Below are 8,432 nucleotides of genomic sequence, written 5' to 3'. Positions count from 1 at the left end.
TGGGGCACCGGGGAGGGGGGTCAACTCTCTGAAAATATTTAAAAAATAAGTCCTTCACATTAGGGGCGGTGGGGGGAGGGGTAGTATGGATTTTGATAAATTAAAAAAACAGTTATTAGCACGTATTGATACTGATGATTTACTGGAAGTGAAAAAAGTAAATGATTTAATTCGATTGCATGAATTGGATGCTGAATGTGATAAAGTGATTGATCGTGATGGAGTAAGTATCACCATCGAAAATGGTTCGCAAAAATTTATAAAGAGTCATCCTAGTATGAATGAGAAGATGAAAATTAACGCTCAAAAGATTGCGCTTGAGAAATCGATAAAATTCAAATTAAAAACGACACCTCCTCCTGCCTCTTCAACAACTGTGGAAGGCAACCAGAAGCGTGGTAGTTTAATTTGATTAGTTATAGCTATGTTGAAGAATACATTCGTCAGTGGCGTGATGGCGAAATCATTTTGAATAAGAGGCGCATAAAATTACTTGAATTGATTGAACGTGACATACTTACAGCCGATGATATGTATTTTGATGTTGAACAAATTGAAAATTACATTGCGTTTACTGAGAAGTATTATTTTCCACTTACACTTACCCAGAAATTTAAAACGTGTTTTATTTTCTTATATTACAAAGACGGTTCTTTAGTATTTGATGAACATCTTGATTATGAAGGGCGTGGTGGTGGTAAGACTGGGCGTATTTCTACGCTTGCTAATTATTTCATTAGCGAGCTGCATGGGATAGATAATTATAATGTGTCAGTTGTAGCAAACAGTGAAAAGCAAGCTAAAATGTCATTTACAGAAGTTTATAATACGATTGATAAAATTGATGTGCTGAAAGATTTCTTTGACCATAAAAAAGCGCTTATCGAATCGTATGATACAAAATCATTATTTCAATATCACACATCAAATGCAGGTACAAAAGATGGCTTGCGGGATGGTTGTGTTATTTTTGAAGAAATTCATCGATATGAAGATTCTTCAGTAATCAATGTATTTACATCAGGACTAGGAAAAGTAAAACATCCAAGGGTCTTTTATGTTGGATCTGACGGTTATGTTCGGGAAGGCTTTTTGGACAAACTTTTAGAACGAGCAGATAGTATACTTGATGGTTCTGTAAGTATTAGGGATGATGGTCTTTTTCCATTCATGTGTTGTTTAGATAGTGAGGAAGAAATGCATAATCCTGAAGTATGGCAAAAGGCAAATTCACAATTTCACCCACCATTATCTGATTATGCCCAAACGCTATTTAAAACAGTGAAAAAACAATATAACAAATTGGAACACGATCCCGACGGTTATGAGGAATTCATTACAAAACGAATGAATTTACCGAAAGTTGACTTAGAAAAAAGTGTAACATCTTGGAAGAAGATAAAGGCAACTGATCAATCATATGATTTAGATGAGTTAAAGAGCCGTGAATGTATAGGTTGTTTAGATTATGCATCTGTTCGTGACTTCGTTTCAGCGGGATTATTGTTTTTGAAAAATGATAAATACTTTATACCTAAAGAATTAACGCATTCATTTATTTGCAAGCCTTTTGCTGATAAACATTATGCCTATAGTAAGAATAAAGCTGAAAACAATAATAAGAAAGACCATCGGAAATTCGCTCCAATTAAAGAGTGGGAAGAAGATGGTCTTTTGACTGTCTTAGATATTGAAACTATGGATCCTCATTTAATAGTTAAGTGGTTTGCAATAAAACGAGATGAAGGTTGGAACATAAAGAAAATCATAGGTGATAGCTTCAAGATGGATATTCTTAAACCTTTATTTCAAGCTGAAGGATTTGAAGTTGAGGTTATACGTAATCCGGATGCTGCAAGTGGTCTATTAGCCCCAAGGATAGAAATAGCTTTTGAAAATGAACAAGTCATATTTGGCGATAACCCACTTATGCGATGGTACACAAATAATGTGCTTGTTAAGAGACTACCTAATGGGAATAAGGTGTATCGCAAGAAGGAAGAAGTTAAACGTAAGACTGATGGTTTTATGATGTTTTTATACGGAGTTTGGGCTTCAAGAGATTTGCAGGAGGAAACAGACTTTTTCCTTTCAGATATAAAATTCTAGTTAAGGAGGTGATAATTTGGGGTGGTTAGACGGTGTCATTAAACGGAATAAAGAATTGGAAATTATGTTTGATTTAGATTTATTTGAGGATCAATCGCAAAGAGTTTACTTAAAAAAAATTGCGGTTGATACATGTGTATCCTTTCTTGCGCGAACAATTAGTCAATCAGAATTCAGGGTCAAAAACGGTAAGAAATTTATAAAAGATGATCTATACTACCATTTGAATGTTCGTCCAAATAAAAATATGACTGCAAGTACCTTTTGGAGAACATTCGTCCACAAGTTGGTGTATGACAATGAATGTTTAATTATCCAAGCTGATGATGGAGATTTATTAATTGCGGATGATTTTCAACATAACGAGTATGCGGTAATGGAGGATACATTTACAAATGTAGTAGTTAAAAATTATGAATTTAAGCGAAGCTTTAGGCAAAATGAAGTAATCCACTTAAGATATAAAAATGAAAGACTATCACCTTTGATTAATGGTTTATTTGCTGATTACGGGGATTTATTTGGAAAAATATTAAACTTCCAAAAACGGAAAGGGCAGATTAGGGCAACGGTGGACATGGATTTGGTTGCTTCTAAGAGTAAAGAACATCAAGAAAAGCTTCAGCAATTTATCGATAAGTTATATAGCGCTATCGATCAAAAAGACGTGGCGGTTGTCCCACAGCAAAAGGGGCATGAATACAAAGAACAAAATAATGGGTCAACATCAAGTCAAAGCGTAGAAGAAGTAAATAAGGTCACAGACGGGTTTTTAGATAAAGTGGCTATGGCCATAGGAATTCCTTTAGGTTTGCTTCATGGCGATATGGCAGATGTAGAAAAACAGACTAAGAACTATATGCTCTATACCGTCAGTCCTTTACTAAAACAGATAAAGGATGAAGGGGACGCGAAGTTTTTTACCAAGACTGAATATCTAAATGGTAAGTGTATCGACATAAGAAAAGTTCAATATCAAAGTGTATTTGAGCTAGCAAATGCAGTAGATAAGTTGAGATCATCAGGGATTATGAATGGTAATGAACTCAGAGATGAACTAGGTCGTGAGGAGGTAGATGATCCAATTATGAACAAATACGTTATAACTAAGAACTATTCGGAAGTTTTGGAAGGGGGTGAGAAGAAAGATGAAGCATAAAATCAAAGGTGATATTATATCTTGGAACTCTAGCATTTGGGATTTTAATTACCGAATGAAGTCAATTAAAGAAGATGAGGACATTGATATTTCTATCAACTCTTATGGCGGAGATGCCTTTTTAGGAATTGATATTTGTAACACTTTAAGGGATCATAAGGGGCATGTCACTATTACGATTACAGGTATTGCAGCTAGTGCAGCATCTGTTATTTGTATGGGAGCAGACAAATTAAGGGCTCATGCCAATACAATGATTATGGTCCATAACGCTCTGACATTAGCTTATGGAAATGCCAAAGCATTACGAAAGGCTGCAGATGATCTTGAAAAAGTAAGTCAAGCGGCAATGCAATCTTATCTTAAACGAGTAGATGCAGATAAGATGAAAAAGTTAATGGATGAAGAAACATATCTTACTGCACAGGAAGCCTTAGAAATCGGCTTAATTGATGAGATTATTGATGCTGAAGTAGAAGAAGTAGAATCTGAAATCTTCGAAAACAAAGCAAAAGAATTTAATAATAAAATCACAATGCAACAAAGTAACTCGCCAGATCCGACACCAAATTACGAAGAAATTTTTAATGAATTAAAAAAAGAAATTGAACAATTAAAAAATCAGAAACCAAAAGAGCCCGAACAAGTACCTGCACAACAAAAGCAGAACTTGAGCGCGCTCTTTTTAAATTTGAAAGGGGAATAATAATTATGCCAATTCGTTTTAATAATTTTGAGGAAAAGAAATTAGCATTTGCACAATCCACACAATCAGGTACACCAGAAGAACAATCTGCAGCTTTAAATGAAATGATTGAAGCTCTTGGACAAGATGTTCAAGCAGATATTCTGAATCAAGTTAATGAAAATATGGTTGATCGTTCTATCATGCAATCTCGTGGTGCCAATGTTCTCACTAGCGAAGAAATGAAGTTTTTTAATGCAGTTGTGGAGGACGGCGGATTTAAATCTGTTGATACCTTACCAAAAACAACTCAAGAACGAGTGTTTGAGGATTTAGTTGACGCACATCCATTACTTTCACACTTGGGTATTCAGAATTTGGGTGCTGTTACTGAATTTATCTATAGTGATCCAGAAGGCGCGGCTGTATGGGGAGATTTATTTGGTGACATCCAAGGGCAGTTAAATGCTACCTTCCGTAAAGAATCAATCACCCAGTTAAAACTCACTGCATTTATTCCAATCCACAATGACATGTTAAAACTTGGTCCGGTGTGGATTGAACGATATGTTCGCACAATGATTGTAGAAGCGATGACAGTAGGATTAGAACGCGGTTATGTTGCTGGTAATGGTCAAAGCCAACCGATTGGTCTACTTTATGAGAAGTTGGCTAATGGAGCTGTTGAAGGAAAAACTTCAGCGGGAACCTTAACATTTAAGCCAGGACGCACAACAATCAATGAATTAAAACAGGTTGTAGAGAAACTTTCAATCCGTCCGGTAGGTAAAGACAATGTTGAAAAAGTGCGAAACGTATCTGGAAAAGTGGTCATGGTTACAAACCCTTTTGACACATTTGGTATTCGCGCTAATGCCACAGTTCAAAATGATAGTGGTGTTTATGTAACAAATCTACCATTTAACCCAATCCAAACTGAATCTGTATTCGTTCCAAAAGGTAAGGTGTTGTTCTTTGTGAAGGGTGAATATCTCGCTGCCATTGGAGGAGCAATGCAAGTGAATAAATTTGATCAAACACTTGCAATGCAGGATGCTCAACTGTATATTGCTAAACAACATGCTACAGGTAAACCAAAAGATAATTATGCCGCACAAGTCTATGATTTAAACCTTGACCTTGGTGTTGTAGAACCAGAAGGACCAGAAGGAGCATAAGGGGCTGATGTGATTGGAAATCACTCCAGAGTTAGTAGAAGAATTTAAACAACGCATGCATATATCCCATTCAAGTGAGGATGACAATCTTAAAAGGTTGTTATCCTTTTCTTATGAGGATATTAAAGCCAAGTGTGGAGTCTTTGAAATCGGAAAGAATAAAAGGGGTAAAGAGCTTATTTTTGAACGTACAAGGTATGTATACAATGATGCTCTTGAATACTTTGATGATAATTTTCTTTCACAATTAACAAGCTTTGGAATAGAACTTGCTTTAATAGGTGGTGAGGAAAATGAAGCCGTTTAAATATGTGCCACCAAGAGCAAGTACAGGAGACTTAAGAACTCCTGTAACTTTTTATCAATATGTTCCTAATGATGGTCCTGAGCCAGGAGAATCAAAAGATAAATTACTTTTTAGTACATGGGCTGAAGTTGATACTGTCTGGATGAAAGACTTAGAGGTTGCTAAGTCAAATGGAACCCTATCTGATATCACTATTGTAATCAGGAATCCAAAAGATGATTATCAACCAAATAATAAACATTATGTTGATGTGAATGGAACTGATTACAACATTAAAGAGGTTCAGCCTGACTTCCAGAACACTGGGTTTATTACCATAGTAGGGGAGTTGAAACAATGAGTGTTCGGCTGAGAGGACAAAATCAAGTTTTAGCTGAAATTGAGAGACGACTTGGAAGAACAGCTATGCAAAGAATAAGTGACAAAGCTTTGAAGCGAGGAGCACGTGTTTTTGTTGAAGAGTTAAAAAGACAATTTGAATCATTTAGAGACAAAGGTGGCTCTATAGAAGAAATCACTATATCAGAGCCTATGACTATTGCTGGTACACGTACAATTAAAATTCATTGGCGTGGACCAAAAGGGCGTTATCGTATCATCCATCTAAATGAATGGGGGACAATTAAAAATCCAAACCCAAGAGGTAAGGGAGCTATTGCAAGAGCGATGAGAAATGCTGAAACAGCTTACCGCAATGCTATTAAAGAAGCAATAAGGGAGGGGCTGTAATTGGATGTTTTAGGGATGATATACAATGAACTGATTGCAGACCCTTATATTAAAGAACAAGCATCAGGAAGGATAAAATACTATGAATATCCGGAAACAGGAAATGTCACTGCGCCTTATATTGTGATAGCTCCACTAGATGCTCCTTTACCTAAAGATTATGCAGATAATCAATGGCTAACATATGATTGCCTTTTTCAGATAGATGTATGGTCAAAAAACAGGATATTAACTGAAACAATCGCAGACAAAATTCGTGATGTGATGTGGAAGTTAAACTTTGCGCAATCTAGCGGTCCAAAAGAATACGAGGATGGTATTTTTAGAGATGCCAGAAGATACCGAGGAAAGTTATATAGAGAAGATTTTAATAATTTATAAATAGGAGTGATATAAATGGAGGAAACTGTAAAGGATTATCAAGCATCCACAGGTGTAGATGAATTTTACTATGGTGTTATCAATGATGCTATTGTTGCAGAAAGTATTGAGCGTGTTAAGTTTTTACAAACCATCAATGTTGAAATGGCTCAAGAAATCGTACGAGCGTGGGGAGATAATAAGACAGCTGAAATGGCTGTTTCAAGTGGTGAGATTTCAGTGACATCAAACTTTCATAAAATCCCAATAGAGGATAAACAAAAACTATTAGGGTTAGAAGTAGTTGAAGGTTTAACTGCTATAGGTAGTAGTGACAATCCACCTTATGTAGCTGTTGTTTTTGCAAAAACTTACAAAGATGGATCACGTGAATATGTGGGATTACCAAAAGGAATTTTTACTCGTCCTAATATCGAGGGGCAGACAAAACAGGATGGGGTTGAATTTTCTAGTGAGGAAATTTCAGCTCAGTTTATGGATCGTGAAGTAACTGGTTTTAGTGATGAAAAATCAGTTATTTTTGCTCATGACAAAAAAGGAGAAACAACTAAGCGTGACGCACTATTCCTTAAAGTGTTTGGTAAAACTTACCCTACTGATGTGACTGAACCGGAGGGAGCCTAATGCCTAAAAAGCAGGAAGGTAAGAAATATATTGTTATTCATGATTTCAAGGACTTGAAAGATAATGGAAAAATATATATTACTGGTGATGTTTTTCCGAAACCAGGAAGCAAGAAACCAAGTGCATCAAGAATCAAAGAACTATCATCTAAATCAAATAATATCGGTAAACAACTAATCAAAGAGCAGGATTAAATCCCTGCTCTTTTTAATTTGGGAGGAATTATAATGGCAAATTTAAAACGTAATATGATCGAATTAGTAACAAATCCAGAAGAGGCTGCAACAGGTGCAGAGGTAGAAACAAAGAAATATTGGACGCCAGCCTTTGTACCTATGAGCGTAACTTACCAAGCAGCAGACTTAATAACGCAAATTGAAAAACCAAAAGAAGGGGAAGAAATTGGTGAGCGTGAATTAATTGAAAAACTTATAGAATTCACCGTGAATGATATTTACAAAGGTCAATTCACACGCGAAGAATTGGAAAGTGGACTACATGCTCCAGATGCAATTACTACTTTGCAAGAACAGATCTTGTTTATCGCTCAAGGTCAGCAATCAGAATCAACAAAAAAGTTCCTGGAGAAGAAGAATTGAGTGATGCGGACTTTACCCCTGAGAAGCAAAAAGAATACATGGATAAGTTAATCGTTGATTTGATGAAGGATGGAAAGGATATTAATGAAATTTTGAATATGCCTTTTCATTTTATGCTTGAAGTATTGAAAGAGAAACATAAACCAGAACAAAAGAAATCCTTAATCGCCGCATTCGGAGGTTAGGGTTTTCTTTTTTTACTTTCTATAGAGGGGAGGTAAACTATGGAGAGAATTGAAGGGTTATCAATTGGACTAGATTTAGAGACTACTGCACTTAATCGTGGGCTAACGGGATTAAGAGATAAATTGCGAAATGTGAATAGTGAAATGCGTGCTAACCTATCAGTATTTGATCGTGGCGATAGGTCTATAGCAAGTTATGAAACTCGGTTAACTGGTTTAACTAGGAAGCTAGAAGTACAGAAGGAAGTCACTAAAGCTGCCAAACAAGAGTATGAACGAATGGTTCGAGAACACGGTGAAGGTTCTGTACAAGCTGATAAAGCAGCAAGGGCATATAACAATGAAGTTGCAGCCTTAAATAACCTTGAGAGAAATGTCGAAAGAACTAGAGATGAATTATCTCGACTGAGAGAAGCACAGCGAGTTGCTAATTCAGGTTGGACTAGAGCAGGAGAGGGATTGACCAACTTTGGAAA

At 36.1% G+C, this 8,432-nt stretch carries 14 protein-coding genes; all 14 read left to right on the top strand.

The annotated features are described in order from the left end of the window. Positions 1–85: 85 nt before the first annotated feature. Positions 86–412, top strand: a complete 327-nt coding sequence (locus tag LCM23_RS25500) for a hypothetical protein (protein WP_224939334.1) — start codon at positions 86–88, stop codon at positions 410–412. Continuing rightward, entirely contained in the window at positions 409–2,109 is a 1,701-nt protein-coding gene (locus tag LCM23_RS25495) for a terminase TerL endonuclease subunit (protein ID WP_224939333.1), read from the top strand. The genes LCM23_RS25500 and LCM23_RS25495 overlap by 4 nt, the downstream gene beginning before the upstream one ends. A 64-nt stretch (positions 2,110–2,173) precedes the next feature. Continuing rightward, complete coding sequence (locus LCM23_RS25490; protein WP_224939336.1) at positions 2,174–3,268, top strand: phage portal protein; 1,095 nt, start codon at positions 2,174–2,176, stop codon at positions 3,266–3,268. After that, complete coding sequence (locus LCM23_RS25485) at positions 3,258–3,974, top strand: head maturation protease, ClpP-related (protein ID WP_224939332.1); 717 nt, start codon at positions 3,258–3,260, stop codon at positions 3,972–3,974. Before LCM23_RS25490 ends, LCM23_RS25485 begins: the two co-directional genes overlap by 11 nt. 5 nt (positions 3,975–3,979) lie before the next feature. Next, on the top strand, positions 3,980–5,131 hold the full coding sequence (locus tag LCM23_RS25480) for a phage major capsid protein (RefSeq protein WP_224939331.1): 1,152 nt from the start codon (positions 3,980–3,982) through the stop codon (positions 5,129–5,131). A gap of 13 nt (positions 5,132–5,144) precedes the next feature. Further along, entirely contained in the window at positions 5,145–5,438 is a 294-nt protein-coding gene (locus tag LCM23_RS25475; protein WP_318247553.1) for a phage gp6-like head-tail connector protein, read from the top strand. Continuing rightward, entirely contained in the window at positions 5,425–5,778 is a 354-nt protein-coding gene (locus tag LCM23_RS25470; protein ID WP_224939330.1) for a phage head closure protein, read from the top strand. The genes LCM23_RS25475 and LCM23_RS25470 overlap by 14 nt, the downstream gene beginning before the upstream one ends. Further along, positions 5,775–6,167 carry a hypothetical protein gene (locus LCM23_RS25465; protein WP_224939329.1) on the top strand — a complete coding sequence of 131 codons (393 nt, stop codon included), beginning with the start codon at positions 5,775–5,777 and terminating at the stop codon, positions 6,165–6,167. The genes LCM23_RS25470 and LCM23_RS25465 overlap by 4 nt, the downstream gene beginning before the upstream one ends. Next, positions 6,168–6,548: a DUF3168 domain-containing protein gene (locus LCM23_RS25460; RefSeq protein WP_224939328.1), complete on the top strand. Its 381-nt coding sequence runs from the start codon at positions 6,168–6,170 to the stop codon at positions 6,546–6,548. A gap of 15 nt (positions 6,549–6,563) precedes the next feature. After that, positions 6,564–7,172, top strand: coding sequence for a major tail protein (locus LCM23_RS25455; protein WP_224939327.1), 609 nt, complete (start codon positions 6,564–6,566; stop codon positions 7,170–7,172). Further along, complete coding sequence (locus tag LCM23_RS25450) at positions 7,172–7,366, top strand: hypothetical protein (RefSeq protein WP_224939326.1); 195 nt, start codon at positions 7,172–7,174, stop codon at positions 7,364–7,366. The genes LCM23_RS25455 and LCM23_RS25450 overlap by 1 nt, the downstream gene beginning before the upstream one ends. Before the next feature lie 33 nt (positions 7,367–7,399). After that, complete coding sequence (gpG, locus tag LCM23_RS25445) at positions 7,400–7,771, top strand: phage tail assembly chaperone G (protein WP_224939325.1); 372 nt, start codon at positions 7,400–7,402, stop codon at positions 7,769–7,771. Continuing rightward, on the top strand, positions 7,768–7,956 hold the full coding sequence (gene gpGT, locus LCM23_RS25440; RefSeq protein ID WP_224939324.1) for a phage tail assembly chaperone GT: 189 nt from the start codon (positions 7,768–7,770) through the stop codon (positions 7,954–7,956). Before gpG ends, gpGT begins: the two co-directional genes overlap by 4 nt. A gap of 39 nt (positions 7,957–7,995) precedes the next feature. Beyond that, on the top strand, positions 7,996–8,432 hold a 437-nt coding region (locus LCM23_RS25435; protein WP_224939323.1), incomplete at its 3' end, for a hypothetical protein.

The organism is Cytobacillus kochii (assembly GCF_020171845.1).
Taxonomy (GTDB): Bacteria; Bacillota; Bacilli; order Bacillales; family Cytobacillaceae; genus Cytobacillus; species Cytobacillus kochii.
Note: the sequence above shows the minus strand (reverse complement) of the source record. Positions and strands in the feature narration are given on the sequence as shown.

Coding starts and splice junctions, on each gene's coding strand:
- gpG (WP_224939325.1), top strand. CDS start 7,400: ATGGCAAATTTAAAACGTAATATGATCGAATTAGTAACAAATCCAGAA.
- LCM23_RS25450 (WP_224939326.1), top strand. CDS start 7,172: ATGCCTAAAAAGCAGGAAGGTAAGAAATATATTGTTATTCATGATTTC.
- LCM23_RS25455 (WP_224939327.1), top strand. CDS start 6,564: ATGGAGGAAACTGTAAAGGATTATCAAGCATCCACAGGTGTAGATGAA.
- LCM23_RS25465 (WP_224939329.1), top strand. CDS start 5,775: ATGAGTGTTCGGCTGAGAGGACAAAATCAAGTTTTAGCTGAAATTGAG.
- LCM23_RS25485 (WP_224939332.1), top strand. CDS start 3,258: ATGAAGCATAAAATCAAAGGTGATATTATATCTTGGAACTCTAGCATT.
- LCM23_RS25480 (WP_224939331.1), top strand. CDS start 3,980: ATGCCAATTCGTTTTAATAATTTTGAGGAAAAGAAATTAGCATTTGCA.
- LCM23_RS25490 (WP_224939336.1), top strand. CDS start 2,174: ATGTTTGATTTAGATTTATTTGAGGATCAATCGCAAAGAGTTTACTTA.
- LCM23_RS25500 (WP_224939334.1), top strand. CDS start 86: ATGGATTTTGATAAATTAAAAAAACAGTTATTAGCACGTATTGATACT.
- LCM23_RS25470 (WP_224939330.1), top strand. CDS start 5,425: ATGAAGCCGTTTAAATATGTGCCACCAAGAGCAAGTACAGGAGACTTA.